General features: G+C 71.9%; 28 protein-coding genes. 16 read left to right on the top strand and 12 right to left on the bottom strand.

All coding sequences use genetic code 11. The features are described 5' to 3' along the window. Positions 1-42: 42 nt before the first annotated feature. From OG811_RS01190 to OG811_RS01170, 5 genes are all read right to left on the bottom strand, one after another. On the bottom strand, positions 43-804 hold the full coding sequence (locus OG811_RS01190; RefSeq protein ID WP_406071452.1) for an SDR family oxidoreductase: 762 nt from the start codon (positions 802-804) through the stop codon (positions 43-45). Beyond that, positions 789-1,349: a hypothetical protein gene (locus tag OG811_RS01185; RefSeq protein ID WP_406071450.1), complete on the bottom strand. Its 561-nt coding sequence runs from the start codon at positions 1,347-1,349 to the stop codon at positions 789-791. Before OG811_RS01185 ends, OG811_RS01190 begins: the two co-directional genes overlap by 16 nt. Continuing rightward, positions 1,346-2,164, bottom strand: coding sequence for a DUF692 domain-containing protein (locus OG811_RS01180; protein ID WP_406071449.1), 819 nt, complete (start codon positions 2,162-2,164; stop codon positions 1,346-1,348). Before OG811_RS01180 ends, OG811_RS01185 begins: the two co-directional genes overlap by 4 nt. Then, positions 2,161-3,090 carry a TIGR04222 domain-containing membrane protein gene (locus tag OG811_RS01175; RefSeq protein ID WP_406071447.1) on the bottom strand — a complete coding sequence of 310 codons (930 nt, stop codon included), beginning with the start codon at positions 3,088-3,090 and terminating at the stop codon, positions 2,161-2,163. Before OG811_RS01175 ends, OG811_RS01180 begins: the two co-directional genes overlap by 4 nt. 82 nt (positions 3,091-3,172) lie before the next feature. Beyond that, positions 3,173-3,745: a TetR/AcrR family transcriptional regulator gene (locus OG811_RS01170; RefSeq protein WP_406071446.1), complete on the bottom strand. Its 573-nt coding sequence runs from the start codon at positions 3,743-3,745 to the stop codon at positions 3,173-3,175. 77 nt (positions 3,746-3,822) lie between these two features. Between OG811_RS01170 and OG811_RS01165 the strand changes: the two genes are divergently transcribed. From OG811_RS01165 to OG811_RS01155, 3 genes are all read left to right on the top strand, one after another. Next, positions 3,823-4,683 carry a carbon-nitrogen hydrolase family protein gene (locus tag OG811_RS01165; protein WP_406071444.1) on the top strand — a complete coding sequence of 287 codons (861 nt, stop codon included), beginning with the start codon at positions 3,823-3,825 and terminating at the stop codon, positions 4,681-4,683. A 65-nt stretch (positions 4,684-4,748) separates the two neighbouring features. After that, positions 4,749-5,393, top strand: a complete 645-nt coding sequence (locus OG811_RS01160) for an HAD family hydrolase (RefSeq protein WP_406071443.1) — start codon at positions 4,749-4,751, stop codon at positions 5,391-5,393. A 218-nt stretch (positions 5,394-5,611) separates the two neighbouring features. Further along, entirely contained in the window at positions 5,612-6,544 is a 933-nt protein-coding gene (locus tag OG811_RS01155) for a serine protein kinase RIO (RefSeq protein WP_406071441.1), read from the top strand. Between the two features lie 43 nt (positions 6,545-6,587). On the opposite strand, the gene OG811_RS01150 is transcribed toward OG811_RS01155, so the two are convergent. Further along, positions 6,588-6,836 (bottom strand): DUF2630 family protein, encoded by a 249-nt coding sequence (locus tag OG811_RS01150; RefSeq protein WP_272612535.1) that lies wholly within the window; start codon positions 6,834-6,836, stop codon positions 6,588-6,590. Positions 6,837-7,157: 321 nt separating this feature from the next. Between OG811_RS01150 and OG811_RS01145 the strand changes: the two genes are divergently transcribed. The 9 genes from OG811_RS01145 (at position 7,158) to OG811_RS01105 (ending at position 16,887) form a co-directional block, all read left to right on the top strand. Further along, positions 7,158-8,495, top strand: coding sequence for a cytochrome P450 (locus OG811_RS01145; protein ID WP_406075443.1), 1,338 nt, complete (start codon positions 7,158-7,160; stop codon positions 8,493-8,495). Beyond that, positions 8,492-9,409: a terpene synthase family protein gene (locus OG811_RS01140; RefSeq protein ID WP_406071439.1), complete on the top strand. Its 918-nt coding sequence runs from the start codon at positions 8,492-8,494 to the stop codon at positions 9,407-9,409. The genes OG811_RS01145 and OG811_RS01140 overlap by 4 nt, the downstream gene beginning before the upstream one ends. Next, positions 9,402-11,021: a prenyltransferase/squalene oxidase repeat-containing protein gene (locus tag OG811_RS01135; protein ID WP_406071437.1), complete on the top strand. Its 1,620-nt coding sequence runs from the start codon at positions 9,402-9,404 to the stop codon at positions 11,019-11,021. Before OG811_RS01140 ends, OG811_RS01135 begins: the two co-directional genes overlap by 8 nt. 124 nt (positions 11,022-11,145) lie before the next feature. Beyond that, positions 11,146-13,695 (top strand): nitrate- and nitrite sensing domain-containing protein, encoded by a 2,550-nt coding sequence (locus tag OG811_RS01130; RefSeq protein WP_406071436.1) that lies wholly within the window; start codon positions 11,146-11,148, stop codon positions 13,693-13,695. A gap of 90 nt (positions 13,696-13,785) precedes the next feature. Then, positions 13,786-14,208 (top strand): roadblock/LC7 domain-containing protein, encoded by a 423-nt coding sequence (locus OG811_RS01125; protein ID WP_406071434.1) that lies wholly within the window; start codon positions 13,786-13,788, stop codon positions 14,206-14,208. A 5-nt stretch (positions 14,209-14,213) separates the two neighbouring features. Continuing rightward, positions 14,214-14,600 (top strand): DUF742 domain-containing protein, encoded by a 387-nt coding sequence (locus OG811_RS01120; protein ID WP_272612530.1) that lies wholly within the window; start codon positions 14,214-14,216, stop codon positions 14,598-14,600. After that, complete coding sequence (locus OG811_RS01115; RefSeq protein ID WP_406071432.1) at positions 14,581-15,192, top strand: GTP-binding protein; 612 nt, start codon at positions 14,581-14,583, stop codon at positions 15,190-15,192. Before OG811_RS01120 ends, OG811_RS01115 begins: the two co-directional genes overlap by 20 nt. 95 nt (positions 15,193-15,287) lie before the next feature. Then, a complete protein-coding gene (locus tag OG811_RS01110) occupies positions 15,288-15,623 on the top strand; it encodes a YciI family protein (RefSeq protein WP_406071430.1) in 336 nt (111 codons plus the stop codon). A gap of 28 nt (positions 15,624-15,651) precedes the next feature. Further along, positions 15,652-16,887, top strand: coding sequence for an RNA polymerase sigma factor (locus OG811_RS01105; RefSeq protein WP_406071429.1), 1,236 nt, complete (start codon positions 15,652-15,654; stop codon positions 16,885-16,887). Positions 16,888-16,914: 27 nt separating this feature from the next. On the opposite strand, the gene OG811_RS01100 is transcribed toward OG811_RS01105, so the two are convergent. Together OG811_RS01100 and OG811_RS01095 are read right to left on the bottom strand one after the other, a co-directional pair. Continuing rightward, complete coding sequence (locus OG811_RS01100; protein ID WP_406071427.1) at positions 16,915-17,103, bottom strand: DUF397 domain-containing protein; 189 nt, start codon at positions 17,101-17,103, stop codon at positions 16,915-16,917. After that, positions 17,094-17,861, bottom strand: a complete 768-nt coding sequence (locus OG811_RS01095; protein WP_406075441.1) for a Scr1 family TA system antitoxin-like transcriptional regulator — start codon at positions 17,859-17,861, stop codon at positions 17,094-17,096. The genes OG811_RS01100 and OG811_RS01095 overlap by 10 nt, the downstream gene beginning before the upstream one ends. 113 nt (positions 17,862-17,974) lie before the next feature. Here OG811_RS01095 and OG811_RS01090 point away from each other — a divergent pair, with 113 nt between their 5' ends. Then, a complete protein-coding gene (locus OG811_RS01090; RefSeq protein ID WP_406071425.1) occupies positions 17,975-18,421 on the top strand; it encodes a hypothetical protein in 447 nt (148 codons plus the stop codon). Positions 18,422-18,506: 85 nt separating this feature from the next. On the opposite strand, the gene OG811_RS01085 is transcribed toward OG811_RS01090, so the two are convergent. Further along, a complete protein-coding gene (locus OG811_RS01085) occupies positions 18,507-21,359 on the bottom strand; it encodes an aconitate hydratase (protein WP_406071423.1) in 2,853 nt (950 codons plus the stop codon). A 269-nt stretch (positions 21,360-21,628) separates the two neighbouring features. Between OG811_RS01085 and OG811_RS01080 the strand changes: the two genes are divergently transcribed. Then, positions 21,629-22,279 carry a DedA family protein gene (locus OG811_RS01080; RefSeq protein ID WP_406071421.1) on the top strand — a complete coding sequence of 217 codons (651 nt, stop codon included), beginning with the start codon at positions 21,629-21,631 and terminating at the stop codon, positions 22,277-22,279. Positions 22,280-22,373: 94 nt separating this feature from the next. Here OG811_RS01080 and OG811_RS01075 read toward each other — a convergent pair whose 3' ends face one another. From OG811_RS01075 to OG811_RS01065, 3 genes are all read right to left on the bottom strand, one after another. After that, positions 22,374-23,033, bottom strand: a complete 660-nt coding sequence (locus tag OG811_RS01075; protein ID WP_406071420.1) for a C39 family peptidase — start codon at positions 23,031-23,033, stop codon at positions 22,374-22,376. A 1,159-nt stretch (positions 23,034-24,192) separates the two neighbouring features. Next, on the bottom strand, positions 24,193-24,510 hold the full coding sequence (locus OG811_RS01070; RefSeq protein WP_406071418.1) for a hypothetical protein: 318 nt from the start codon (positions 24,508-24,510) through the stop codon (positions 24,193-24,195). Between the two features lie 386 nt (positions 24,511-24,896). Beyond that, a complete protein-coding gene (locus tag OG811_RS01065; RefSeq protein ID WP_406071416.1) occupies positions 24,897-25,085 on the bottom strand; it encodes a hypothetical protein in 189 nt (62 codons plus the stop codon). Positions 25,086-25,104: 19 nt separating this feature from the next. On the opposite strand from OG811_RS01065, the gene OG811_RS01060 reads away from it, so the two are divergent. Next, a complete protein-coding gene (locus OG811_RS01060; RefSeq protein ID WP_406071414.1) occupies positions 25,105-25,800 on the top strand; it encodes a hypothetical protein in 696 nt (231 codons plus the stop codon). 284 nt (positions 25,801-26,084) lie between these two features. After that, positions 26,085-26,765: a hypothetical protein gene (locus tag OG811_RS01055; protein WP_406071413.1), complete on the top strand. Its 681-nt coding sequence runs from the start codon at positions 26,085-26,087 to the stop codon at positions 26,763-26,765. Positions 26,766-26,787 lie beyond the last annotated feature (22 nt).

Genomic DNA, 26,787 nt, shown 5'->3' with positions numbered 1-26,787 from the left:
TCCCAAGCATCACCGCACGGGCATCTTCGACCGGGTCGGGCGTCACAGCCCGCGCAGCGCGCCACCGTCGACCGGCAGGGTGATACCGGTCAGGTAGCTCGCGGCGGGGGAGAGCACGAACGCGGCCACCCGGCCGAACTCGGCCGGGTCGCCGATGCGGCGCAGCGGGATGCCGGCCTCCGCCTCGGCGCGGGCCCGCTCCGGGTCGCCGGTCGCTGCGAGGAGCTCCCGATTGCGGTCGGTCAGGATCCGGCCGGGCAGCAGGCCGACCACCCGAACCCCACGCGGGCCGTAGTCGTCGGCGATGTCCTTGGCGGCTCCGACCAGGCCGGGCCGTAGACCGTTGGAGATGCCGAGGCCGGGCACCGGGCCCCGGGCCGAGGTGGAGAGCACCAGCCCGATCGCACCGCCGTCGGGCAATGCGCCGGCGATCGTGCGTAGCGCGCGGATGGTGCCCAGGAAGACGGTCTCGAAGGAGAGCCGCCACTGTTCGTCGGTGACCGCCGCGGCGTTGCCCGGCGGTGGCCCGCCGACCGAGATCAGGGCACCGTCGAGCCGGCCGAAATGCTCCTGGGCGGCGGCGACGAGCTGCCCCGGGGTCTCCGGGTCGCGCAGGTCGGCGGTCAGCCCGACGGCGTGTTCCGGGCCTCCCAGCCGCTGCGCGGCGGCGGCCACGGCGTCCGGGTCCCGGGCCGAGAGCACCACCCGCGCCCCGTCGGCGACGAGGCACTGTGCGGTCGCGTAACCCAGGCCGCGGGAGGCGCCGGTGAGGACGTACACGCGGTCGGTCAGTCCGAGATCCATGAGGCCGATCCTGCCGTATCCGGCACACCCCCGCCGCGCGAGGTGGGCGCTGTCGCTGGACGCGGGGCGGGGCGCAGCAGGCGTACCCGTCCGGCGATCTGCACCGCGACGGCGCCGCCGGCGCGGCCCACCGCCGGTAACCGGCGCGTACGCGGCGCCCGAAGCCCGTCGTAGTGCAGACGCGCCTCCCGGACGGCCAACTCCTCGGCGGCCGCCGGGGCAAGCGCACGCTGTTCGTGCAGCGCACGGGCCAGGTCCCAACCGTCGCGCAGTGACCCGGCGGTCGGTCGCCGGGCGGCCCAGCCGGCGAAGGTCGTCGACCACCTGGCACCGAGGCCGGCGGCGAGCAGTGGCCAGTGCCGGGCCACCTCGCCGGCGCGTTTGCGCAGCAGGGCCGCCCGGGTGGCGGCCAACTGGGCCGGTGCGAACCCGGGCGGCGGCGGCCCTCCGGCGACCAGCGTCGCCACCAGCTCCGCCTGGCGCTCGGCGAGCCCCGCGAGTTCGCCGGAGGGCCGCGTGCCGGCGCCGTCGCGCGCGGCGCTCATGTCACGGCCGGGAAGCCCGCGGCGGCGGCCAGGGCGTCCAGTTCGGCGCGGAACTCGGCTGCCGGTGGGTAGTGGCCGTCTCGTTCCAGCAGCAACGCCGGTGGTCGCTGCCGGGCGCAGAGCGTGCCGACCAGTTCCAGCACCGCCGGCGGCACCGGATCCGTGTGGGTGTCGTGGTAGAAACCGCCGTGCTCCGCGCCGCCGGCCACGTGGGCGTACGCGACCCGCTCCAGTGGCAGACGGTCCAGCAACGCGAACGGGTCGGCGCCCCGGTTGCGGGCGTTGGCGTGCACGTTGGCCACGTCCAGCAGCAACAGTGCCCCGGTCCGGTCGAGGATCTCGGTGAGGAAGTCCGCCTCGTCCAACTCGTCGTCGGGCCAGTCGACCAACGCGGCGATCGGTTCCAGCGCGATCGGCACCGGCAGCTCGGCCTGGGCCCGTGCCACGTTGGCGCAGACCGCGGCGACGGCTTCCCGGCTGCGGGGCAGTGGCAGCAGGTGCCCGGCCTCCAGGCCGCCGGCTCGAACGAACGCGATGTGCTCGCTGACCAGCGGGGCGTCGACGCGTTGCGCCACCGCGGCCAGGTGGGCGACCCGGGCCGGGTCGACCGGCTCGGCGCCGCCCAGGGAGAGCCGCACCCCGTGCGGTACGACGGTCACCGCGCGCTCGCGCAGCTGCGCCAGGCCCGGTGGGAGGGGTCCGGACGCGGGCACCGACTCGGCCACCACCTCGACGAAGCGCAACCCGGGCAGCTCGGCCACGAAGCCGGCGATCTCCGGACGCCAGCCGATGCCGAGCCCGGACGGGCCGGTCATCCGCCGCACCCCCCGCCGCCGCAGCCGCCACCTCCACCGCCGCAGGAACTGCCGCCGTCTCCGCCGGAGCTGTCGCCTCCGCCACCTGACGAGCCGCCGGAGCCACCCGTCCAGCCGCTGCTGGCGGCGGCCTGGCGCTGAATCTCGGCCTGCTCGGCGAAGCCCGGGTCGAGCACCCAGAGTGAGGCGGTGCCGTACAGGGCCACGCCCATCGCCGCGCCGGCCGCTCCGTAGGTGGCGTAGGCCGGCGCGGAGGCCGGGGCGAGGTGGGAGTGCTCCCGGCGGACGCCGTGCAGCGCGGCCCGGCCGGCCCGGGTGCGCAGGGGCGCCCGGCGCAGCACCAGCGTGGCGGTCAGGAGCGGGATCAGGGTCAGCAGCAGGTAACCGAACGGGTGACCGCTGATCAGACCGGAGATCAACCGGAGCACACCGAGACCCAGCAGGGCGAACAGGATCGTGGTCCAGAAGCGGGCACGTCGGCGTTGCATGTCGTTCGTCAGCAGCCCGCGCTGCTCCAGGCCGTTGCGGAGCTGGTGCAGCGCGACGCGTACGCGCTCGTCCTGCGGCAGGTCCCGGACCCGCGAGTGCCGGTGGGCGGCCCAGTGGATGGCCTGATCCAGCGGGGTGAGCCCGACCGGCGTGGCACCGATGGTGGTCAGCCGACGGTCCGGTTTCACGCCGATCGCGCCGCTGCCGCGCAGCCCGCCGAGAGCGGCGTGCACGGCGAGTTGAGGTCCACCATTGAGGTACGCGACCTGTTGCGGCCCGAGCGGGCCAGCCATGGCAACAGCCCCTGATCCGAGTGCGAGACGGACCCGGTGGTACACCGCGATCGCCACCACCACGGCAGCCGCCACGAGGTAGTACCGGAGGAAGGTCGGGCCGGGGATGCCCCAGGTGTCGCCGGACGCGGCGTAGATGTTCATCGACTGCTCCTGTCACCGGAGGGGATCGGCGGCCTCATTGTGGATCAGCCTCGCCAGGTCCGGCGGACCGGTGCCCCACCCCTCAGGGGCGGCGAACTGCCTCCTCGACCAGGTCGAGCACGGGACCCAGGTCACCGGCGGGTCGGCCCATGGCCAAATGCAGCACCAGGCCGTCGTAGGCCAGCTCCAGGAACTGGGCGAGCACGTCGATCGGTACGTCTTCGCGCAGCACCCCGGCGTCGCGCTGGCGGGCCAACCGGTCCCGGGTCGCCTCGGCGATCGCGGCGGACCGCTCGGCCCAGCGCTGGGCGAACGCCGGGTCGGTGCGCAGGCGGCGGGAGACCTCCAGTTGGCTGCCCAGCCAGCCGGTGGTGTCGGGGGAGACGGCGCGGGCGAGCAGGTCGCGCATCACCTGCACCAGACCGTTACGGGCCACCGTCTCGACCATGGCCGCGGCGTCGTCCTCGGCGACGGCCAGGAACAGCGAATCTTTGTCGCGGAAGTGGTGGAAGATGGCGCCTCGGGACAGGCCGGTGGCCTCCTCGAGGCGGCGGACGGTCGCCCCCTCGTAGCCGAGCCGGGCGAAACACGCCCGTGCGGCGGCGAGAATCTCCTGCCGGCGCGCGTCGAGCTGGTCCTGGCTTACTCTGGGCACGCGTCGATCGTTGCAGGTCAGACCGGGGCATGCAAACCGTACGTACGGCTTGGTATGCCGCCGACTACTATCGCCCGGTGACCCTGCCCCGCACCGTGCCCACCGCCCCGCTGACCGTGGCCAGCGTTCAGGCCACGCCGACGCCGGGTGACGTCGCCGGCAACGCGGTCACCGCCGCCGACCTGGTCCGCCAAGCTGGTGAACTGGGCGCCCGGGTGGTCGTCCTACCGGAGCTGTTCCTCTGCGCGTACCACCCGCCGACCCTCGCCGCCGACCCGGCCGGCACGGACGTCGCGGCCGACCCGGTCGGGATGGTCGCGGATCCCCGGCTCGACCCGCTGCGCGCCGCGGCGCGCGAAGCCGGCGTCACCGCGCTGGTCGGCGCCGCCGCCCGGCACCCGGACGGCCGGCGGACGATCGCCGCGCTGGTGATCGATCGGGCCGGTACGGCCCGGGTCGGGTACGACAAGCAGCAACTGTGGGGCGACGAACGTGAGCTGTTCAGCGCCGGCGGTCGAGGTGCCACGCTGCTCGTCGACGACTGGCGGCTCGGGCTCGGCATCTGCTACGACGGCTGTTTCCCGGAGCACGGCCGGGCCGCAGCTCTCGACGGCGCACACGGTTACCTGTGCCCCAGCGGATACCTGGCCGGCTCCGAGCACCGCCGGGACCTGTACTACGCCGCGCGAGCCCTGGACAACACGATGTTCGTGGTCTTCTCCAACGCGGTCGGCGGCGTCGACCCGTGGCGGTTCAACGGCGGCGCGGCGATCTACGACCCGCAGGGACGGGTGCTGACTCGGGGCGCCGACGACGGCACGGCGGTGCTGGTGGCGACGCTGGACCCCGACGCCCTCGCGGCCACCCGGGCGGCCCATTCGATGCTCGCCGATCGGCTCCCGGACCAGGGCAGCCCTCGGGTGTCGATGTCCGGCTGAGCCCGTCCTCAGGTCGATACCCGCCGGATCTGTTGGCGGACACGTCGGTCCCGTAGGGTGCCCGAGTGCCACTGCTCCTGCTGGACCTGGACAACACCCTGCTGGATCGGGCCGGGCCGTTCCGCCGCTGGGGTGAGCGCTTCCTGGACGGCATCGGCGCGCCCCCCACCGACATCGACTGGCTGGTCTCGATCGACGCCGACGGGTTGACCGACCGTTGGGATCTCGCGGACGCCATCCGGGACCGCTACGAGCTGCGCATCCCCTCGATCGACCTGGTGGAGGAGCTGCACGACGGGGTGGTGGCGCAGACCCGGCTCGACCCGCTGATCGCCTGCGCGCTGCGGATCGCCGACGACGTCGGCTGGGTGCCGGTGGTGGTCTGCAACGGCACGGTACGCGTCGAGGACGCCAAGATTCGCAGGACCGGCCTGGACCGCTACGTCGCCGACTGGGTGATCTCCGAAGAGGCCGGAGTCAGCAAGCCCAACCCGCGGATCTTCGCGCTCGCCGCCCAGCGGGTCCGGATGCCGCTGCGCGGCGCCTGGGTGGTCGGCGACAGCCCGGAGGCGGACATCGGCGGTGCCGCCGCCGTCGGGCTGCCCAGCGTCTGGCTGCACCGGGGGCGCACCTGGTCGGACGTCCGATTCGCGCCGAGTCACACCGCGGACGGGCTGATCGCCGCGGTCGCCACCATCCTCGCCCGCTGAGGTTTCGCTCGTTTCTGGCTGTCGCTCGCCAGGTCTCGCCGTTGTTCGGGGCGGTGCGGTAAATCGGTTGACCGGCTGCGGTGCGGCGGCGAGCATTGTCGGCGCATGGTGCATCCCGGGCGTGCCCCGGTCGAGAAGAAGAGGGGGTCGGTCATGGCCGTCTTCGCAGGTCGCTTCCAGCTGCCTTTCTCAGCCTCGACCAAAGGAACCTCGCCACAGTGCGCGATCACGACCTTCCGGCGCCTGAGCGCCGGAGCCGCGGCAAGAGCCGTTTCGACGACGACGAACCGCAGTTTCTGAAGCGCGGGCGGCCCACCGAGCCGCCCGCGGACCCGGACAGCGAACCTGACCCGGACACCGGCGAGCGCTGGTCGTCCTGGGACGACGCCGTGCACGGGCCACAGCCGCACCCGGACTGGCTGGTCACCGAGTTGGCCGCCAAGGACACCGAGCTGGGTGTGCTGAAGACCGGCAAGGAGGCGGACGTCCACCTGGTCCGTCGGGCGGTGCCCGACACCGACCGGTCCTGCCTGCTGGCGGTCAAGCGTTACCGCGACCCCGAGCACCGGCTGTTCCACCGGGACGCCGGCTACCTGGAGGGTCGCCGGGTGCGCCGGTCCCGGGAGAACCGGGCGATGGCCGGCCGGACGGCGTTCGGCCGGCAGATGATCGCCGGGCAGTGGGCCGCGGCCGAGTTCGCCGCCCTGTCCCGGCTCTGGGAGATCGGCGCCGGGCACGACCGGATCGCCGTGCCGTACCCGGTGCAGGTGCGGGGCACCGAGCTGATGCTGGAGTTCGTCGGTGACGCCGAGTCGGGGGAGGCGGCGCCCCGGCTGGCCCAGCTGCGGCCCGGCCCGGCCGAGCTGCGCGACCTGTGGGCGCAACTGGTGGAGGCGCTGCGGGTGCTGGCCCGGGCCGGCTACGCGCACGGCGACCTGTCGCCGTACAACCTGCTCGTGCACCAGGGGCGGCTGGTCGTGATCGACCTGCCGCAGGTGGTCGACGTGGTGGCGAACCCGCAGGGGCCGGAGTTCCTGGCCCGCGACGTGCGGGTGGTCGGCACCTGGTTCGCGGCCCGGGGTCTGCCCGCCGAGCAGGTCGATCCCGGCGCGTTGACCGGAGAGCTGCTACGCGAGGCGGGCATCCGCTGATGGGAGCGGGTCGGGCGGCCGGACCGCCCGACCCGCTCCGCCGTTACTGCAGGTAGCGCTCGACCTCGGGCTTGGGGCGTTCGCCCTGCGCGTCCGGGTCGCCGTGGGTCTCCCGGGCGGCCCGCCGACGGCGCAGCAGGTCCCAGCACTGGTCGAGGGACTCCTCCAGGGCGCGCAGTCGCTCGCTGGGCTCGCCCTCGGTGCCCGACTCGTGGGCCTGGGCGTCCGCACGCAGCTTGTGTTCCTCGTCGACCAGCTCGGAGATCCGGTTCAGGATGGTCTTGTCGTCCATGCCACAGAGCCTGGCACAGGGTGCCCGGCATCGCCCGGATTCGGGGGTACCGGTGCGTCCCCGGTCGCGGTTTGGGGTAGGGCGACCATGGCGGGCGGCAGCATCGACGCCCACGAATTATGTGAGGTGGAAATTCCACTGTCCACAAGTCTGGAGGTGCCTCGCGTTTGGTGAGATGCTGGCCGTCGGCCCAAAAGGTGAACGTTCAACCACCTGCCCGACCGAAGTGGACCGCTGCGGTCGCCGGGACGACGAGGAGACGTGGTTTCGATGTCGCAGGTGTCCCAGGCAGGCCCCGCCGCCAGCACCGAACCCCGGATGATTCCGCTGCGGCGTGCACTGCCCGCACTCGTCCGCAATCCGCTCGGCGCGCTGGTCGACTTCGCGCAGGCCGCCGACGGCGAGGTCATCCGGCTCAATCTGGGCTCGTTCCGCCCCTATCTGGTCAGCCATCCTGAGCACCTGCAACGCGTGCTGCGGGACAACGTTGCCAACTACACCCGCGACGGCGACGGGTTGCTCTGGCGACCGGTGCGTCGGATCGTCGGTGACGCCATCTTGGTCGCCGAGGGTGAAGTCTGGGAGTCCAGCCGAGGCGCGCTGCAACCGTTGTTCACCGCCAAGCGGGCCGAGACGCTCGTCGACAAGATGGCCGAGGCGATCAACGAGGCGGTCGACGAGTGGCTTGAACCGGCCCGCGCCGGCCGCCCGATCGACGGCGGCGCCGAGCTGACCCGGATCGTCCTGCGTACCACCATGCGGGTGCTCTTCGCCGACCGGATCTCGGTCCCCGATGCGCTGCGGATCAGCGGCGCGCTGGACACCCTCACCACCGCGATGCTCCCACGACTGCTGATGCCCGCCGTGCCGTACGCGGTGCCGATGCCCGGCGACCGGCCCTTCCGCGAGGCGGTGCGCACCATCGACGAGGTGGTGCTGCCGATCATCCGGGAGGCCCGGGCCCATCCCAGCGACGGCGACGACATCATCTCCACCCTCTGCCGGCCGCGCGCCGACGGCAGCGAACCCGACGAGTACGCGATCCGCGGCGACGTGGTCGCGATGTTCTCCACCGCCACCGAGACCACCATCGCCCTGCTCTCCTGGCTCTGGCCGGTGCTGGCGTCCCGCCCCGACGTGGCCGAGCGGATGACCGACGAGATCGAGCAGGTGGTCGGCGCCGAACGGGTCGGCCGTGAGCACCTGCCCCAGCTGCGCTACGGCCGGATGGTGCTCGACGAGATGCTGCGGCTCTACCCGGCCGGCTGGATGATCCCGCGCACCGCGGTCGGCGACGACGTGCTGGGCGGGGTGCGGATCAAAGCCGGCGGCACCGTGCTGGTCAGCCCGTACGTGACCCAGCGGATGTCGACGTTCTGGGACGACCCGGCGCTCTTCGACCCGGAGCGGTTCGCGCCGGAGCTGCCCCGACGGCGCTACCGCTACTCCTACTTTCCGTTCGGCGGCGGCCCGCACCAGTGCCTCGGGCAGTACCTGTTCCTGCTGGAGGCCCAGCTCATCGTCAGCACCGTGCTGAGCCGCTACCGCTTCCGGCTGCGCGAACCGGTGGACCTCACCCCGCGGATGGGTGCCTCGCTGCAACCCAAGCAGCGGGCCGAGCTCATCCTCAGCCCGGTCGAGCGCCCGGGCGCATCGTGACGGGGGCGCCGCGACCGGCGCAGGCCGGTCAGGACGCTGTCGCCGAGCAGGGCCGGGTGTGCGCAGTCGCCGTGCAGGGCGTACGCGACCTACAGGTTGTCACCGCCGCCCATCCCGAGCTGTTCGACGCCGCGCCGTTCGACCCGGCGCTGCTCAGCTCGGTGGCCACCACGGTCGCCTTCATCGCGCCCTGGCACACCGCTGCCGAACTGCGGATCACCACGCGTACCGTGCTCTGGGTCTTCGCCGCCGACTGGCAGGTCGACTACCTCGCCCGGTCCGCCGACGACGTCCGGCAGATGGTGACCGACTGCCTGGCGGTGGCCGACGGCGCCGCCGCGCCACCGGGGCGCCACCTGGCACGACTGCTGGCCGACCTGCGTGACGAGCTGGCCACTGTGCCGGCGTTCGCCCGGCTGCGCCCGATCTGGCGCGACGAGCTGGCCCGGATGCTCGCCGCCGTGGCGCGGGAGTGGGACTGGAAGAACCTGCCGACCGACCCGATTACCGGGCGACGCCTGCCGGACCTGGACCGCTACCTGGACAACGCCGACAACTCCGCCGCCTGCTTCGTCAACGTCACCCACTGGATCGCCACCGGGGACGAGAAGACCCTCGCCCAGTTGACCGACCTGCTGGACGCCGGACGTGGCGTGCAGCGGGTGCTGCGGCTGGTCAACGACCTCGCCACCCAGGGGCGCGACGACGAGTGGGGTGACCTGAACGCCCTTTCGCTGGTGGACGACCCGGCGCAGGTGCACGACCGGCTGGCCGAGCTGACCGCCCGGTCCCGGGGCGACCTGGCCGCCCTCGCCGAGCGGTGCCCCCGCCAGGCGGACTACCTCAACCGGCAGATCTCGTTCACCGGCGGCTTCTACCAACTGTCGGACTTCTGGGGGGCGCGCGATGAGTGACGGTGCCACCCGGGTGTTCGTCGACGCGGGGACCGCCGCCGACCCGGTCGCCGACGCCGCCCGCGAGCTGATCGCCGGCCTGGCGCTGCGTCCGTGGGGGCAGGTCGCCCCCTCGGTGTACGAAAGCGGCCGGCTCGTCGCCGGTGCGGCCTGGCTGCCGGGACATCACCAGCGGATCGGGTTCCTGCTGCGCGAGCAGCGCCCGGACGGCGCGTGGGGCCCACCCGAGGGGTACGCCCTGGTGCCCACGCTCAGCGCCACCGACGCTCTGCTCGCGGCGCTGGCCGACGGATGGACCGGTGTGGACCTGCTCGCTCCGGTGGCACGCGGACTGGACGCGCTCACCGGCCAGCTGCTCGCCACGCACGCGCGGGCGTTGCCGGACACCCCGGCGCTGGACCTCATCGTCCCCGCGCTGGTCGAGTCGATCAACGGCCGGTTGACCCGGTTGGACCGGGCGACCGCCGAGCGGTTGCCCCGCCCGCCGCTGGCGCTGCCCGCGGGGCTCGGGTCCGACCGGCTGCGCGCGGTACGCGCTGCGGTGGCCGCCGGTGCGGCGCTGCCGACGAAGCTGGCCCACTTCTACGAGGTGCTGGACGCGACACCGGCCGACGCCGGACCGACCCTGACCGCCGTCGGCGCGTCGCCCGCAGCGACCGCCGCTTGGCTGACCGCGGCCGGCCCGGCCGCCGGCCCCGCCGCGCACGCCTTCCTGCGGGCGTTGATCCGTGACGGAGGCGGCCCGGTGCCCTGCCCGACCCCGACCACCGTGTTCGAGCGGGCCTGGGTGCTCAGCGGGCTGCGCCGCGCCGGTGTCCCGGTCAATCCGCCGGAGACCGTGCTGCGCACCCTGGCCGCCGCCACCGGCGCCGACGGCGTCGCCACCGGCGAGGGACTGCCGACCGACGCCGACACCACCTCGGTCACGCTGGACGCGCTGGCCCGGCTCGGCCGTCCGGCCGACCCGGCCAGCCTGTGGGCGTACGAGACGGCGGACGGCTTCTGCACCTGGCCGGGGAGCGAGGACGGCTTCTCGGTCACCACCAACGCGCACGTGCTGGACGCGTTCGGCCAGCACGTGGCCGCACACCCCGGCGCGGACGCCCGGTACCACCGGACGGTCGAGCGGCTCAGCGCCGTGCTGCCGGCACACCAACTCGCCGACGGCCCCTGGCAGGACCGGTGGCACGCATCGCCGTACTACGCCACCGCCTGCTGCGTGCTGGCGCTGGCCGAGTTCGGCCGGGGCGCGGCCGCCGCCGAGGCGGTGGATCGGGCGGCCGGCTGGGTGCTGAACACCCAGCGCGCGGACGGCTCGTGGGGGCGGTGGGACGGCACCGCCGAGGAGACCGCGTACGCCCTCCAGGTGCTGCTGGCGGTGCCGACGACGGTGCCCCGGGTCGACGACGCGGTGGCCCGTGGGCACGCCTACCTCCACGAATCCGGCACCCGGGACCACCGTCCACTGTGGTACGGCAAGGAGCTGTACTGTCCGACCGTCATCGTTCGCGCCGCGGTGCTCGCCGCCTGCCGGTTGGCCGGCCTTCGTGCCTCCGGGGTGGACCGATCGATGGTGGATTGCGGTTACCAGGCAACAAAAACAACAACTTGAGGGGTTGTGTGGACACTGCTAGCGTACGCAGAGCCTCAGCCCCGGATGCCCCGCTGCGGTGGGACGTCGCCCCCTCTGATCATTCGTTGATGAGCTGAGTCAACGCCCAGCCTGGGACGGTTCAATGCGTTCTCGCGGTACGAGTATCCGCACCAAGGTTGTTGCCCTGCTGCTCTCCCTGATCGCGCTCTGGATGTTCGCGGCATGGGTGACCCTGCGCGACGGCTTCAACCTGCTCGGTGTCCAGGTGATCAACAGCAAGGTCTACACGCCGACCGAGCCGCTGTTGCAGAAGCTCCAGGTGGAGCGGCGTTTGACCCAGGCGTACCTGAGTAACCCCGAGGCCGCGCAGCGGACGGCGCTCGAGGCCGAGCAGCGCAAGGCCGCGGAGCTGGCCGCCGACTTCGCCGCCTCGGTCCGCCACTGGCAGGTCGACATCGCCGGCAGCTCCGCGTTGGACACCCAGCTCGGTATGACGATCGCCCAGGTCAACGCGTTGCAGCAGACCCGCGCGGAGGTGCTGGACCGCAAGATCGACCGGATCGCCGCCGCCGAGGCGTACACCGACGCGATCGAGTCGATCTTCCAGATCTACGACGTGACGGGCAGCCTGGACGACAAGCAGATCGCCGGCGAGGCCGCGGCCCTGATCCAGCTCAACCGGATGAAGGAGCTGATCTCCCAGGAGGACGCGCTGCTCAGCGGCCTCTTCGGCAACGGCCGGATGAGTGGCCCCGAGTACGCCCGGTACGTCGCCCTGGTCGGCGCCGAGCGGTTCGCCGGCGAGGAAGCCCGCGTCCGGCTCGCCGACGCCGACCAGCGCCGCTACCGGGAGCTCGTCGAGGGCGAGGAGTTCACCCGACTGCGCGCCGTGCAGGACAGCATCATCCGTGAGGGCCGGCCGTCGACCCAGTTGCCGATCGACTCCGAGCAGTGGCGCGGCACGGTCGAGCCGGCGCTGGCCGAGGTGAACGACGCCGTGACCGCCGGCGGCGAGGGCATCGTGGATCGCGCCACCGGCGTGGCCGTGATGGTCGTCGTCCGACTGGTGCTCGCCACCGGTCTGGGCCTGCTCGCCGTCATCGCCTCCGTCGTCGTCTCGATCACCACCGCGCGGAACCTGCTGCGCCAGCTGGACCGGTTGCGGGAGGCCGCCTGGCAGCTCGCCGACGAGCGGCTGCCGCGGGTGGTGGAGCGGCTCGGACGCGGCGAGGAGGTCGACGTGGCCACCGAGGCGCCCCCGCTGGAGTTCGGCACCGACGAGATCGGCCAGGTCGGCAAGGCGTTCAACGCCGTTCAGGAAACCGCCGTGCGTACGGCCATCGAGCAGGCCGACCTGCGCCGCAACGTCCGCGACGTCTTCCTCAGCCTGGCCCGACGCACGCAGGCGCTCGTCCATCGCCAGCTCACCCTGCTGGACGCGATGGAGCGCCGCGAACACGACGCGGAGGAGCTGGAGGACCTGTTCCGGGTCGACCACCTGGCCACCCGGATGCGGCGCAACGCGGAAAACCTGATCGTGCTCTCCGGCTCCACTCCCGGTCGGGCCTGGCGGCGCAACGTCCCCATGGTCGACGTGGTGCGCGGTGCCGTGGCCGAGGTGGAGGATTACACCCGGGTCAACGTGCTGCCGCTCGGGCCGGTCTCGCTCGCCGGACGCGCGGTCGGTGACATCATCCACCTGCTCGCCGAGCTGATCGAGAACGGCCTGTCGTTCTCCCCGCCACACACGACGGTCGAGGTCCGCGGCCAGTTGGTGGCCAACGGGTTCGCCATCGAGATCGAGGACCGGGGCCTCGGCATGAGCGAGGAGGACCTGGCCGCGGCAAACCACCGGATCGTCGATCAGTCCGAGCTGAACCTCGCCAACGCCGCCCGCCTCGGGCTCTACGTGGTGAGCCGGCTGACCGAGCGGCACGGCGTGCGGGTACGGCTGAAGGAGTCCGCGTACGGCGGCACCACCGCGGTCGTGCTGATCCCGCTGGAGCTGGTCACCGAGAGGGGCGCTGGCCCGGAGGACTCCGGCGCGTTCCGGGCCGGTTCGGCCATCCCGATGCCGTCGGCGCACTCCGCAGACACCGGCCGTCCGGCCGTCCTCGCACCGGTCGCGCTGGCCGCACCGACGAGCACGGTGCCGGACGGACCGGCGCCGGTCGCTCCGGCGCCGATGTCGGCTGACTTCGCCACCTCGGCCGACGAGGCTGAGACCGTCCTGCCCACCCGACAGCGGACGACACCGACCACCGGTACGCCCGAGCTACCCACCCGTGCCCGGCGTGGCCCGGGCCAGCCGGCCCTGGAAGGCCCGACGGTGCCCGCCGGCCTGCCCGCGGTCGAACGCACCCGACCGGCGGACCCCACCGACGCGCCGGTCGAATCCGGCGACGGCGGTCCGGCGCCCGCCCGCGCCGAGGCGAACCGAACCGACTCGGGCCTGCCCGTCCGGGTCCGACAGGCGAACATCGTCCCCGAGCTGCTGGACGACCCAGCGGTGGCGGAGACCGACGACGAGGATGTGGTGCGCCCCCCGGAGCAGGTACGCCGGATGATGAGCTCCTACCAGACCGGCACCCGGCGTGGTCGGACCGACGCGGCTCGGCTGCTCGGCGGCGCTTCCGGCGCCCCGGCGGCGGCGCCTCCCGAGCCGACCGACGAGGACCCACAAGCGACCTGACCGAGCACTGACGACGCGGGTTCCCGCGCGGTGTGACGGTCAAGCCCCAGACGAACACGGCGCACAGCCGGGCGAGAAGAGGACGACGAAGTGACCCAGAAGACGGCTTCGAGTGCCGACCTGACGTGGTTGCTGGATGACCTGGTGGGCCGGGTGAAGCAGGCCGAGCACGCGGTCGCGCTCTCCACCGACGGCCTGATGATGGCCTCCTCCCAGGGGTTGAGCCGGGACGACGGTGAGCACCTCGCCGCGATGGCGGCCGGCATCCAGAGCCTCGCCCGAGGCGCCGGTAAGCGCTTCGGCGGCGGGCAGGTGCAGCAGACCATCATCGAGATGCAGTCGTCGTTCCTGTTCGTCACCGCAGCCGGCCGCAACGCCTGCCTGGCGGTGCTGGCTTCTGAGGACGCCGACGTCGGTCTGATCGCCTACGAGATGGCGATGCTGGTCACCCGCGTCGGCAAGTACGTCGCATCCCCGTCCCGTGGCACCGAACAGCCGGCCGGCGAGAGGTAACGGCGATGACGGTCCAGGGGGAGTCCGCAGACCATCAATGGGTGGATGACCATGCGGGTCCGGTGGTGCGTCCGTACGCGATGACGCGCGGTCGTGCCCGCCCGGTCACCGGCACGTTCGATCTGATCTCCCTGGTCACCGCGACCCGAGCCGAGGTCACGCCGGAGGTCGGTATCGGTCCGGAGCACCTGGCGATCGTCGGGCTGTGTCAGCGCATACAGTCCGTCGCCGAGATCGCCGCTCATCTCGACCTGCCGGTGGGCACCATCCGGGTGCTCCTAGGTGATTTGGCGGCCCGCAGCCTGGTGCAGGTCCGCGAGCCGCAGACCACGGCCGGTCTTCCCGACAACAGCATCTTCGAGGCGGTAATCAATGGACTACGGGCACTCTGACCGGCCGGCGGGAGCGACCCCACTGCCCACCGCGATCAAGATCCTGGTCGCTGGCGGTTTCGGTGTGGGCAAGACGACGATGGTCGGCGCGGTCAGCGAGACCCGGCCGTTACGCACCGAGGAGGTGCTGACGGAATCGGGGGTCGGCATCGACGACCTGTCCGGGGTGGAGGGTAAGACCACCACCACCGTGGCCATGGACTTCGGCCGGATCACCATCAGTGATGACCTGGTGCTGTACCTGTTCGGTACGCCGGGGCAGGACCGGTTCTGGTTCGTCTGGGACGAGCTGGCGTTGGGCGCCATCGGCGCGGTGGTGCTGGCCGACACCCGCCGGCTCGCCGACTGCTTCCCGTCGATCGACTACTTCGAGGGCCGGGGCACGCCCTTTGTGGTCGCGGTGAACTGCTTCGAGGGCGCCCGGAACTACCGGCTCGACGAGGTGCAGGCCGCGCTGAACCTGGACCCGGGGGTGCCGGTGCTGCTCTGCGACGCCCGGCAGCGGGAGTCCAGCAAGGAGGTGCTCGTCACGCTGATGGAGCACGCCATGAAGACCCGCGAGGCCCGCCGCCGCGCCGCAGAGGCGAACTGACCGATGATCGACGAGGTTTTCCGGTGGCGGCTGTCCGGAATGGCCTCGGCCGATCGTCATGCTGGCGATACCCGAAAACACCAGGGAGCGACCAGATGAAGTACCTGATGTTCGTCTGCACCGACAGCGAGCCGGACACCGACCCGACCGCCGAAGCCGACATCGACAAGTGGGTGGTCGAGAACGACGCCCGTGGTCGCCGCGTCGCCGGCAACGAGCTGGCGCCGACCACCGCGGCCACCACCGTCCGGGTCCGCGACGGCGAGCTGCTCGTCTCCGAGGGGCCGTTCGCGGAAACCACGGAGGTGATCGTGGGCTTCGACCTGCTCGACTGCGCTGATCTGGACGAGGCGATCGAGGTGGCGCGGGCACACCCGATGGCCCGAAACGGGCGGTTGGAACTGCGCCCGTTCGCGGACCTGCCCGCCTGACGGGTTGTCCACATCGCAGCGCCGGCCGTTGCGCACGCAGGCACCGGCCGGCGCCGTGGCAGCGGAGGCCGTCGCGGCCGCTGGCGTCGAGGCGTACCCCAGGATCGTCGCGACCCTGATCCGGGTGACCGGGGACTGGGCGCTGGCCGAGGACTGCGCCCAGGAGGCGCTGGCCGTCGCCCTGGAACGCTGGCCCGCGGACGGTGTGCCGAGCAACCCTGGTGGCTGGCTCATGACGGTGGCCCGCAACCGGGCGCTCGACGTGCTGCGTCGGGCCACCGTGGAGCGCCGCAAGCTGCACGACCTGGCGCTACTCACGCCGACGGACGCGCAGCCCGAGCCTGAGGTGGGGGAGGACGTGGCGGACGACCGATTACGCCTGATCTTCACCTGCTGCCACCCGGCGCTCGCGATCGAGGCCCGGGTGGCGCTGACACTGCGGACCGTCTGCGGTGTGCCGGCCGCCGACATCGCCCGGCTCCTGCTGGTCAGTGAGTCGACAATGACCCGACGGCTGACCCGGGCCCGGACCCGCATCACGCAGACCGGCATCCCCTACCGGGTGCCGAGCGGGCCGGCGCTGACCGAGCGGCTGCCCGGCGTCCTCGCCGTGCTGTACCTGCTGTTCACCCGAGGCTACGTCGCCGACGGCGAGCCGGCCTTCGCCGACGAGGCGCTCCGGCTGGCCCGGCTGCTCGACCTGCTGATGCCCGAGCAGTCCGAGGTCGCCGCGCTGCTGGCCCTGTTCCTGTTCCAGCACTCCCGCCGGGGCGCCCGCCGCGACGCCGAGGGCAACCTGCTCACCCTGGAGCGACAGGACCGACGCCGGTGGGACCGCACCGCCATCGCCGAGGGCCTGGCCGCGCTCGACCGGGTACGCCACGACGGGCCGTACGCGTGGCAGGCCCGGATCGCCGCCTGCCACGCCACCGCGGCGACCGTCGACGCCACCGACTGGCCGGCGATCGCACGGGCCTACGACGCGCTGATCGGCATTCGGGCCTCACCGGTGATCGCGCTCAACCGCGCGGTCGCGCACGGCTACGCGTACGGCCCGGCCGCCGGGTTGGGCCTGCTCGAAGCGGCGCACGCCGGGGGAGGGTTGGACAGCAACCCGCTCGCCGTGGCGGTGGAGGCCGATCTGGTGGCCCGCCAGGGTGACCGACTGCGCGCCGCCGCACTGTTCCGCCAGGCGGCGGCAACTGTCGCCGCTGCCGCCGAGCGCCGCGCGCTGCTGGACCGGGCGGACGAACTCGCCCGCTGAGGCGGGACGCTGGACGGCGGAAAGAGGTCAGCCGCGCTTGGCCATCACCAGGAATCGGGTCCAGGCCACCGGGTCGAAGACGAGCGCCGGACCGGCCGGGTCCTTGGAGTCACGTACGCCGATGACGCTTGCAAGGTTGTCGGCCACCTCGACGCAGTCGCCGCCATTGTTTCCACTCTTGCTGCTCTTGCGCCACCGAGCGCCGGTCAGATCCATGATGCTGCCGCTTCTGTGATGAGGTTGAGGGACTGCGCACGCGACAGGGCTCCGTCGCGAATGCGCTCCCACCGTCGATCCAGCGTAGCAACGTCGGCCGCCCGGTCGATGAGCTGCGCTTGCGCCTGGCTGTCCACGTGGGCGACCCGCGCCCCGTCCGGCATTTCGGCTACGGTGAACGGCCCACCGAGGCCCGGATACATGCCGATGTCGGCGGGCACGACGAACAGCGACACGTTCGGCAGCGCGGCCTGCTCGACAAGCCGCTCACACTGCTCACGCATCAGGGTCCGGTCGCCGTCGACGGTGCGCCGGAGGATTCCTTCGTCGAGGACCGCGACGAGCAGGGGCGGGCGCTCCCGTCGCAGGACGGCTTGCCGGCTCAGCCGCGCCTCCGCGAGATTGTTGGCCTCGGCCGGCGTCAACGCCTCGCCGACCAGCGTTGCCAGCGCGTACGCCTTCGTTTGAAGAAGGCCAGGTATCCACGCGAGCTGAAACGACCGCAGCGATACTGCTTCACGCTCGATCTCGGCCCAGGGCCGGAACCAGGCCGGCGTGCGGCGCTTCAGCGCATCCGGCCACAACTCGTCGACGTTCCGGCCCAGCAGTTCGGCGACCCGCGCGCGATGTCGAGTCTGCGGGATTCGGTCCCTGCTCGCCCACTTCGCCGCCGTTTTCGGATCGACACCAATCTGAGCAGCGAGACTGTCCGCTGTGTAGCCCTTCTCGACCATCGCCGCCTGTACGGCTCGATTCATCTCCAGACCCTCCAGAACGTTCCAGACGTCAGAAGACAATACTTCTACGCGGTGTGATTGCTTGGCAACTCTCGGCAGGGTGCGGTGTAGACAGCGTCGAGGAGGAGCGCAGCATGTGCGAGGACAAGCCCCGGAAACACCAGAAGCCCACCATCGGCCGGCCCCCGGTCAGGCCGAACCTGCCGCGTCCAAGCGCGCGCCGCCCGAACGAGCTGCTCGGTCCTGCACACAACGGGCCCGGTCGTGCCGCGAATGTCGTACCCGAAACACGCTGCCGACCCCGCTGCGGCCCGCCGGTCCCGCACACCGCCGACGGCCCTCTGTGGACGTGCGACGCCTGCGGTCGGGACTGGCCCTGCCCGGCGCTGCGGGCGACCCCGACGGACGCCGCCCGCCGGGCGACCCTGATCCCCGAGTTCTCCCGGATCACCCGGCGGGCGATCCGCGACCTGCGCGGTCAGCCGGGCGGACCCGACCCGGTCGCCATCGTCCGCCGTTTCCTCTGGTTCCTGCCGCTCACCGACGAGGAGGCCCGCGCGGTCGCGCTGCGGCTGCGCTGAGCGTTCACCCCGGCGCAGCGCCGGCAGAGACGTGAGAGGGCCGCTCCCCGCAAGCGCGGGTAGCGGCCCTCTCAGGTGTACGACGTCAGTTGGCGATCATGCGGCGCAGCACGTACTGCAGGATGCCGCCGTGCCGGTAGTAGTCCGCCTCACCCGGGGTGTCGATCCGGACCACCGCGTCGAACTCGACGCCGGTGTCGGTGGTGACCGTCACGGTGCGCGGGGTCTCACCCTCGTTGAGGGCGGTCACCCCGGTGATGGTGAACGCCTCCGTGCCGGTGAGGCCGAGCGACTCGGCGTTGGTGTCCACCGGGAACTGCAGCGGCAGCACACCCATACCGATCAGGTTCGAGCGGTGGATCCGCTCGTACGACTCGGCGATGACCGCCCGGACGCCCAGCAGCATCGTGCCCTTGGCCGCCCAGTCCCGCGACGAGCCCGAGCCGTACTCCTTGCCGGCCAGCACGACCAGCGGGATGCCGGCCTCCTGGTAGGCCACGGAGGCGTCGTAGATCGAGGTCTGCTCGCCGGTGAGGTGGTTGACGGTGAAGCCACCCTCCACCCCGGGCACCAGCTGGTTGCGCAGCCGGATGTTGGCGAAGGTGCCCCGGATCATCACCTCGTGGTTGCCCCGGCGGGAGCCGTACGAGTTGAACTCGTGCCGCGGCACACCGCGCTCGGCGAGGTACGTGCCGGCCGGGGAGTCGACCTTGATCGAGCCGGCCGGCGAGATGTGGTCGGTGGTCACCGAGTCACCCAGCTTGGCCAGCACCCGAGCGTCGGCGATGTCGACGACCGGGCTCGGCTCCTGCCGCATGCCCTCGAAGTACGGGGGCTTGCGCACGTAGGTGGAGTCGTTCTCCCAGGCGAAGGTGTCGCCGGTCGGGGTGGGCAGCGACTGCCACCGCTCGTCGCCGGCGAAGACATCGGCGTACGCGGCGCTGAACCCGGTGGCGCCGATCGCCTGGGCGATGACGTCCTGGATCTCGGCGCTGTTCGGCCAGATTTCGCGCAGGTAGACCGGGTTGCCCTCGGTGTCCTCACCGATCGGCTCGTTGGCCAGGTCGATGTCCATCGTGCCGGCGAGGGCGTAGGCGACCACCAGCGGCGGGGACGCCAGGTAGTTCATCTTGACGTCCGGGTTGATCCGGCCCTCGAAGTTCCGGTTGCCCGAGAGCACCGAGACCACCGACAGGTCGTGCTCGTTGACCGCGGCGGACACCTCCTCGGGCAGCGGGCCCGAGTTGCCGATGCAGGTGGTGCAGCCGTACCCGACCAGGTTGAAGCCGAGCTTGTCGAGGTAGGGCGTGAGGCCGGCCCGCTCGTAGTAGTCCATGACGACCTTGGAGCCGGGCGCCAGGGTGGTCTTCACCCACGGCTTGCGGGTCAGGCCCTTGTCGACCGCGTTGCGAGCCAGCAGCGCGGCGCCGATCATCACCTGCGGGTTGGAGGTGTTGGTGCAGGAGGTGATCGCGGCGATCACCACGGCGCCGTGGTCCAGCTCGTACTCGACGCCGTCCGGGCTGGTGACCCGGACCGGGTTGGTGGCCCGGCCGCCGGAGCCGACCGCCGCCGTCTCCAGGTCGCGCGGCTCGTCGGCCGGGTCGCTGAACTCGTTGGCCGGCGGGTCGCTGGCCGGGAACGACTCGGCGCTGGCCTCGTCGGCCGGGCCGTTGGCGCCACGCGGCAGCTCCTCGCGGGGCACGCCCGGCTTGAGGTCACGCTCACCGACGAAGCCGTCGGCGACGTAGTCGGTCAGCGCGGACCGGAACAGCGTCTTGGCGGCGCCCAGCGGCACCCGGTCCTGCGGGCGCTTCGGGCCGGCGAGCGACGGCTCGATGGTGCCCAGATCCAGCTCCAGGCGCTCCGAGTAGGCCGGCTCGGCCGCCGGGTCGTGCCAGAGGCCCTGCTCCTTGGCGTACGCCTCGACGAGCGCGACCTGCGCGGCGTCGCGGCCGGTCAGCTCCAGGTAGCGGATCGTCTCCGCGTCGATCGGGAAGATCGCCACGGTGGAGCCGTACTCCGGGGACATGTTGCCGATGGTGGCCCGGTTGGCCAGCGGCACGGCGCTCACGCCGGGGCCGTAGAACTCGACGAACTTGCCGACCACACCGTGCTTGCGCAGCATCTCGGTGATGGTCAGGACCAGGTCGGTGGCGGTGGTGCCGGCGGGCATCTCGCCGGAGAGCTTGAAGCCGACGACCCGGGGGATCAGCATGCTGACCGGCTGGCCGAGCATCGCGGCCTCGGCCTCGATGCCGCCGACGCCCCAGCCCAGCACGCCCAGGCCGTTGACCATGGTGGTGTGCGAGTCGGTGCCGACCACGGTGTCCGGGTAGGCCTGGCCGTTGCGCTCCATGATGGTGCGAGCCAGGTACTCGATGTTGACCTGGTGCACGATGCCGGTGCCCGGCGGGACGACCTTGAACTCGTTGAACGCGGTCTGACCCCAGCGCAGGAACTGGTAGCGCTCCTTGTTGCGCTCGTACTCCAGCTCGACGTTGCGGGCGAACGCGTCCTCGCGGCCGAACAGGTCGGCGATCACCGAGTGGTCGATGACCAGCTCGGCCGGTGCGAGGGGGTTGACCTTGCTGGCGTCGCCGCCCAGGTCACGCACGGCCTCGCGCATGGTGGCCAGGTCGACCACGCAGGGCACGCCGGTGAAGTCCTGCATGAGCACCCGCGCCGGGGTGAACTGGATCTCGACGCTCGGGGCGGCGGTGGGGTCCCACCCGCCGAGCTGGCGGATGTGGTCGGCGGTGATGTTCGCGCCGTCCTCGGTCCGCAGCAGGTTCTCCAGCAGGATCTTCAGGCTGTACGGCAGCCGGGCCTGACCGTCCACCTTGTCGATCTTGAAAATCTCGTAGCTCGCGTCTCCGACGCGTAGCTGGGTCTTCGCACCGAAGGTGTCGAGGCTCGCCACGTCGTACTCCTTCACACCAGCGACCGTGAGTAGTCCTGAGCAGTCTGTCGCACCAGCCGGGGTGCCGCCGAGGTTAGGCGACACTTACCGCCGATTCCGTTCTCAACAAAACCGTACGTCCGTCTTGCTAGTTGCGCAACCCGAGTATCAGCTCCCGGATCCATCTCCACCCCTAGGCTCCTACGATGGCCTGCGGGGCGTGCGGGTGCCCACGCGTGCTACAGCGGCACCTGCGTTCGGCCCGCCGCAGGTAGGGTTGAGCCGGCCAGCAAAGGAGTCAATTCTTGTTCGACGTCCAGCACTGGCTCGTGTCGCTGCCGCCGATCGCGGTTTACCTGCTCGTCGGCGGGGTGATCGGCGTGGAGAGCATGGGCATCCCGCTCCCCGGCGAGATCGTCCTGGTCAGCTCCGCCCTGCTCGCCGCCACGGGAGTAGTGGAACCGGAGTGGGTGGCCACGGCCGCCGCCACCGGCGCGATCGTCGGCGACTCCATCGGTTACGCGGTCGGCCGCCGCGGCGGGCGCCCACTGCTGGCCCGACTGGGTCGGCGCTTCCCCCGCCACCTCGGCCCCGCCCAGCTCGCCCGGGCAGAGCAGAGCTTCGCCCGGTACGGCGTCTGGGCAGTCTTCTTCGGTCGGTTCGTGGCACTGCTGCGGATCCTGGCCGGTCCGCTCGCCGGGGCGCTGCGCGTGCCGTACCGGCGGTTCCTGCTGGCGAACGCGGCAGGCGGGCTGGTCTGGGCGTTCGGCACCACCTACCTGCTGTTTTTCGTCGGCCGGGCGGCCGAGCACTGGCTCAAGGACATCTCCTGGGCCGGTCTCGTCCTCGCGGTGCTCGCCGGTCTGGCCAGCACCTGGTGGCTGCGCCGACGGGCCCACCGGTTCGAGGCGACGACCCCGGATGCCGAGCCGGTCCGGGCGAGCAGCGAAACCTGACATTGGTCGAGGGACGACGACGAAGGGCCGGGCCCCTGGTGGGGTCCGGCCCTTCGTGGTGTGGTGCTTGTGGTGTTTTGTGGTGCGCGGTGGGTCAGCTGGTGGCGTAGCCGCGGGTGGCGATCCAGTCGGCGAGGCGCTCGGTGGTGATTTCGTAGGAGGCGGTGTTGGGGTCGGCGGAGTCGGCGATCTTCACTACGTTGCCGTTGTCGCGGTAGCCGACGACGCTGATGTAGTGCCCGCCTTCGAAGGAGTGCACGTCGCCGTTGGTGTCGACGCTGGTGCCGGCGATGTTGGCGACCATGGCGCGGCCGTCGTCGACTGTCTTGACGATGTCGGCGCGCAGGGTGTCGGTCTGCTTGGCGTCAGCGGCGGGGGTGCTGATCTCGACGCTGCGGTAGGCGTCGTTCTTACCGGTTTCCTTGTTCAGGACCGGGGTGATGTCGTTGATGGAGTCGGTGCCGGCCTCGGTGGTGCCCATTTCCTTGGCCATGGCGTCGACGCTGATGTCCTTGCCCTGCACGCTCAGGGCGTTACGGGCGGCGGCGGGGCCGCAGTAGTAGAAGTTCGGCTGCGCCTCGTAGCGCACACCCAGCTGACGCTCACCGGCGGGCTTGCGGTCCGACTGGGTCTGCGTGGCGGGCTTGGCGTCGGACGCGGCGTAGGCGGCGGTGACGGGGCCGATGATGGCGCCGCCGGTGAAGGCGAGCCCAGCAGCGGTCAGAGCGGTCTTACGGATCAGATCGGTACGCATGGTGGCGTGCTCCTCTGCATCGGGGGGTGTCCGCACGGCACTCGACGGGGGTGCGACCGTGCGAAGAAAAGTTCACGGGAACGGCCCGGCGATCGGGGGATCTGCTCGGGGTTCCGGGGATGTAACCGGGGCGGCCGGCCGGATGTTCCCGGCGACTGCCGCACACCACAGCCCGTCGGGCTACGGCGGCATGCCAGGTATAACGACCTGAGCCCACCCCCGATTCCACCACCGGAGTGGACCCGACCACAGCACACCAACCCCGAATCGGGGCAACCACCCAACTGCGGGCACACCGCGATCCGGACACCAACCCCAGGCCCGAACAAACCCCACCCGACGCAAAATCCACACACTTTCCCCGAAACTGCCGCCTCGCGACCCGCTGAGGCAGCAACATCCCTGTAACTGCGCGGATCATGACCACCCCAAGAGACGGAAGGCCCTGGAGCCCCGAGGGCACCCATCAAGGCCGAAGGTCACTGACCGGCGAAACCAGACAGGTCGCCCGAGCCGAAACCAGACAGACCGCCCGAACAGAAACTGGACAGGTCGCCCGAACAGAACAGCCAACGTGGCGGCCATCCTCATGCCACAACGTGACTAACCACTTCATAACGCCCGGGCGGACGCGCGGGCGGACGCGCGGCCCAACGCGCCAGCCCACCGGCGCATGACGCGCTGCCCGCGCTGCCCCGCTGCCAGCGCTGCCCCGCTGCCAGCGCTGCCCCCGTTGCCCCCGTTGCCCGCGCTGTTCGCGCTGTTCGCGCTGTTCGCGCTGTTCGTGCTGCCCGCGCTGCCCGCGCTGTCCGCGTCAAGATCGTGCTCGATCCAGGAAACAGGGCCCTCCACCGAGAACGAGACAACTACAACCAGGATCGAGCACGATCATGCGACAGGCGCACCGCCCGCCCGGCAGAACCGGACGACAGCCGGCCGCCAACGTCAACGGAATGGCGGACGGGGGACGCGAACGGCGAACGGCGGACGGGGGACGCAAACGTGGGACGGGAACGGCGGACGCGGGAGGGCGGACGCGGGACCGGTCAGGTTGGGTCGAGCAGGTCGAGGACCGTGTCGCGGGCGGTCAGGACGGCCGTTTCCGACTGGGGAGTGTGGTTGACGGTCTCGATGGAGTGCTGCCTGTCCGGCACCTCGATCACCCGCACCGGCCGGCCCTGCGCGGACGCCGCCGGGAGGAACGCGTCGATGCCGGCCAGGACCGGGGGTCCTGTCCAGCCCGGGCCAGCACCAGTGGAACGTCCCCACCGGAGGCGAGCGCTTCGACGGGCAGGAAGCGCGTGTCGACCTCCCATCCGGGAAATGGGAGGAGCAGCGGGTAGGCCAGCGCGATCCCGCGTAGCCATGGCGGCGCGCTGCGGAGCCAGTCGGCCGCGAAGAGGCCCCCGCCGGAGAAGAACCACAGCACCACCCGCTCGGCGTCGACTCGGGGGTCGGCGCGGACCTGCTCGACCATTGCGGCGATGTCGTCGGCTGCGGCGGGCAGCGCCGACAGGGTCGGCTACCTGGTAGCTGACCAGCGCGGTGACCACGCCGCTGTCGGCGAGCAGCGCGCGTAGCCGTGGTGGAGCAGCCAGTCCCGGGGGTCGGGCACAGCGGGTGGCAGTGGGGCGCCGTGCACCACCACGACGGCGGGTGCCGGATCGGTACGGGTGGGAAGGTGCAGGTCGACACTGCCGTGCCGTCGATCGGCGCGGCGGGGGCGGACAGGACGAAGGGCCGTTGCGCGACGGGCGTCGTCATGCCTCGATCGTCAGCCTGCCCAGTCGCCCCGTTAATCGTCCAGCAGCGAGAGTGCCGCAGCAGGGAGAGTGTCGCAGCGGGAAGTGTCGGGGCGAGTGGTCAGGCCTGGTCGGCGGGCTTCGCGGCGTCGCCGGCCTGGGCGTGCCGCTCCAGTAGCCGCTGCCGGATTTCCTCCGGGCTGTACGCGCGTCGACGTCGTTCGGCCCGCGCGATGACCACGCCGGAGGCCGCGACGCCAGCGAGGCCGGCCAGCCCGAGGACCTTCCACCACCGCATTCGTTGCCGCATCGGCCTAGGCTAGACCCTCATGAGCATCAGCCTGGATGAGGCCGTCGAGTTGACCCGCACCGGTGACGTGTGGGTGTTCCGGGGTCGCAGCGTGCCGGACCGGGCGATCCAGTTCACCACCAACAGTCCGGTCAACCACGTCGGGATGGCGGTGGTGCTGGACGACATGCCACCGTTGATGTGGCACGCGGAGCTGGGCCGGTCGTTGCCGGATCTGTGGTCGGGCACGCACCAGCGCGGCGTCCAGCTGCACGACCTGCGGGACGCGGTTGGTGTCTGGGCCAACCGGTACGGCCAACGGGCCTGGCTGCGGCAGCTCGATCCGCCGGCCGACGGGGAGATGGAGCGGGCGGTGCTGCGTACGATCGCGCGGTTGGATGGCACGCCGTTCCCGTCGACGGCCCAGTTGGCGTGGCGGTGGGTGCGTGGTCGGGTGCCGGCGCTGCCACGCCCTGGCCGGGCGGTGCTGCCACGTCCCGGCCGGGCGGTGCCTCGGTCGACCCCGGCCACCTCTGCGGGGGAGCGGGATCGGGCGTTGGAGACGGCGTACTGCGCTGAGGTGGTGGCGGTGACCTATGAGGCGATGGGATTGCTGCCGGCGGGCCGGCGTCCGAACTGGTATGACCCGGGGCGGTTCTGGAGCGGGGACGACCTGGGTCTGGCGGCGGACGCCCGCCTGGGTTCGGAGATCGAGGTGCGGGTGCCGCCGCGCTGAGGTTTGACCTGGGCGGCGACCGGCAATTGCCGACTTCTTCGATCGGTACGGCGGGGCGTTGACCTCCGGCGACCTGCCGGCCTTCGCTGGCTGTTAGGCCGCACCTCGGATGATGGGCCGGCGATCTGCACGGTCGTCCGGACGGCCTGACCGACCGGGATCGCCCGCAGGCCGAGCCGTTTTCCGGAGCGGGTCGGCCGGTCGGTCGGATCCGTACCCGCGTGGTTTCCGGTCTGTTCGGTGCTGGCTACGCTGTCGCGTCGGTGGGGACGAGGGGAGACCTGATGGCGGTGCGGCCGGATGGTGCGGCAGGGGCGCGGGCGGCCCGGGTGTTGGCATCGATGCCGTGGATCGTGGTGCTGCTCGGTGTGTGCGCGCTGGTGGTGCTTCTGGTGGTCGCGCTGCTGTCGTTCCGGACCAGGGAGCGGGATGCCGCGCCGCAGGCCGCGCCTCCGGTGTTTCTGCCGACCGTGGCGGCCGCCGCGTCGGTCACGGGTGGGCCGGCTCCGGCCGGTGTGGAGCGGCGCTCGGTGGCGCCGGGGCCGTCGCGCAGCAGTCGGGCGCCGTCGCCGAGGGCCACCGTGGCCGGTTCGGCGACTCCGGGGCGGACGAGCGCCCCGCCGGTGTCGGCGGTGCCGGCGGACGACACGGTCAGCGCCCGGTACCAGGTCGGTACGAACGGTTGGGACGGGGACGCGGCGGTGCTGTCGATCGCCAACGATTCGAGTCGGTCGGTGGACTGGCTGGTGGAGTTGGCGTTCGACGACGACATGTGGGCTCTGCGCGTCGCTGACAACTCGGGAGTTTCGGTGCGGGGGCGCGGGAACGGCGAGTTCGTGTTGCGCGGCACCCGTTCGCTGGATCCGGGTGACTCTCGGACGTTGCGGCTGCGCCTCGGCTGGGGTGAGTCGGCGGCGAAGCCGCTCCGGTGCACGATCAACGGGGTCGACTGTCGGCTCGGCTGAGTCGGAGGCGGGTTGGTGGCGC

The sequence above is a fragment of the Micromonospora sp. NBC_01638 genome (genome assembly GCF_045209745.1).
In the GTDB taxonomy this organism is placed as follows: domain Bacteria; phylum Actinomycetota; class Actinomycetes; order Mycobacteriales; family Micromonosporaceae; genus Micromonospora.
Note: the sequence above shows the minus strand (reverse complement) of the source record. Positions and strands in the feature narration are given on the sequence as shown.

Excerpts from the sequence above, each read along its gene's own strand:
- OG811_RS01190 (WP_406071452.1), bottom strand. The coding sequence starts at position 804 with ATGGATCTCGGACTGACCGACCGCGTGTACGTCCTCACCGGCGCCTCC.
- OG811_RS01185 (WP_406071450.1), bottom strand. The coding sequence starts at position 1,349 with ATGAGCGCCGCGCGCGACGGCGCCGGCACGCGGCCCTCCGGCGAACTC.
- OG811_RS01180 (WP_406071449.1), bottom strand. The coding sequence starts at position 2,164 with ATGACCGGCCCGTCCGGGCTCGGCATCGGCTGGCGTCCGGAGATCGCC.
- OG811_RS01175 (WP_406071447.1), bottom strand. The coding sequence starts at position 3,090 with ATGAACATCTACGCCGCGTCCGGCGACACCTGGGGCATCCCCGGCCCG.
- OG811_RS01150 (WP_272612535.1), bottom strand. The coding sequence starts at position 6,836 with ATGGACGACAAGACCATCCTGAACCGGATCTCCGAGCTGGTCGACGAG.
- OG811_RS01135 (WP_406071437.1), top strand. The coding sequence starts at position 9,402 with ATGAGTGACGGTGCCACCCGGGTGTTCGTCGACGCGGGGACCGCCGCC.
- OG811_RS01130 (WP_406071436.1), top strand. The coding sequence starts at position 11,146 with ATGCGTTCTCGCGGTACGAGTATCCGCACCAAGGTTGTTGCCCTGCTG.
- OG811_RS01120 (WP_272612530.1), top strand. The coding sequence starts at position 14,214 with ATGACGGTCCAGGGGGAGTCCGCAGACCATCAATGGGTGGATGACCAT.
- OG811_RS01115 (WP_406071432.1), top strand. The coding sequence starts at position 14,581 with ATGGACTACGGGCACTCTGACCGGCCGGCGGGAGCGACCCCACTGCCC.
- OG811_RS01110 (WP_406071430.1), top strand. The coding sequence starts at position 15,288 with ATGAAGTACCTGATGTTCGTCTGCACCGACAGCGAGCCGGACACCGAC.
- OG811_RS01100 (WP_406071427.1), bottom strand. The coding sequence starts at position 17,103 with ATGGATCTGACCGGCGCTCGGTGGCGCAAGAGCAGCAAGAGTGGAAAC.
- OG811_RS01095 (WP_406075441.1), bottom strand. The coding sequence starts at position 17,861 with ATGAATCGAGCCGTACAGGCGGCGATGGTCGAGAAGGGCTACACAGCG.
- OG811_RS01090 (WP_406071425.1), top strand. The coding sequence starts at position 17,975 with ATGTGCGAGGACAAGCCCCGGAAACACCAGAAGCCCACCATCGGCCGG.
- OG811_RS01075 (WP_406071420.1), bottom strand. The coding sequence starts at position 23,033 with ATGCGTACCGATCTGATCCGTAAGACCGCTCTGACCGCTGCTGGGCTC.
- OG811_RS01070 (WP_406071418.1), bottom strand. The coding sequence starts at position 24,510 with ATGGTCGAGCAGGTCCGCGCCGACCCCCGAGTCGACGCCGAGCGGGTG.
- OG811_RS01065 (WP_406071416.1), bottom strand. The coding sequence starts at position 25,085 with ATGCGGCAACGAATGCGGTGGTGGAAGGTCCTCGGGCTGGCCGGCCTC.
- OG811_RS01060 (WP_406071414.1), top strand. The coding sequence starts at position 25,105 with ATGAGCATCAGCCTGGATGAGGCCGTCGAGTTGACCCGCACCGGTGAC.
- OG811_RS01055 (WP_406071413.1), top strand. The coding sequence starts at position 26,085 with ATGGCGGTGCGGCCGGATGGTGCGGCAGGGGCGCGGGCGGCCCGGGTG.